The sequence below is a fragment of the Amycolatopsis sp. cmx-4-83 genome, assembly GCF_046548815.1.
Classification (GTDB): Bacteria; Actinomycetota; Actinomycetes; order Mycobacteriales; family Pseudonocardiaceae; genus Amycolatopsis; species Amycolatopsis pretoriensis_A.
In genome coordinates this window covers 1-508 of sequence record NZ_JAEBEF010000048.1, presented here as the reverse complement: position 1 = coordinate 508, position 508 = coordinate 1, and the positions used below count along the sequence as shown (strand labels likewise).

The 508-nt window shown below is 29.7% G+C and carries 1 protein-coding gene; it reads right to left on the bottom strand.

The window, feature by feature from the left end; translation table 11 throughout:
• Positions 1-229: 229 nt before the first annotated feature.
• Positions 230-508: hypothetical protein (locus tag ACLJQM_RS48230; RefSeq protein WP_410636687.1), on the bottom strand; the 279-nt coding region annotated here is incomplete at its 5' end.

Below are 508 nucleotides of genomic sequence, written 5' to 3'. Positions count from 1 at the left end.
TTTTAATCTTAAACTCTCGTATAAAATATATAACCATTTATCTCATAACCTTAAAATTTAACGATTATACTAACAAATCAAAACTCTCTTGTTTATCCTCATCCCACACACGTACACATTCTTCCTTTTAAAACAGTAAAAATTCATCAACCAACGATCTTAAATACACGTCAATATCATTACCGGATTATTTTAAACCTTAAATAAACGCCGACATCATAATAAACTTCTACTTCATACACAACCAAAAAAAAAAATTAAACATACAAAAAATCACAAACCAAATACTATAACCACTACTCAACTCACCGAATAAATTAAATCCATCAGTACTTAAACCAAACCTTATATTCCTTACATCACCTTCAAACTCCAGTAATTCTCTATCAATTAATCTCCACTGAACCCCATCAACGAAATATCTCAGCATCTTATCTTCCTTACGTTCTTTCTTATACCATCGCATCAACTTAGCATTCACCTTATTCCTGAACTTAACATTATAAAA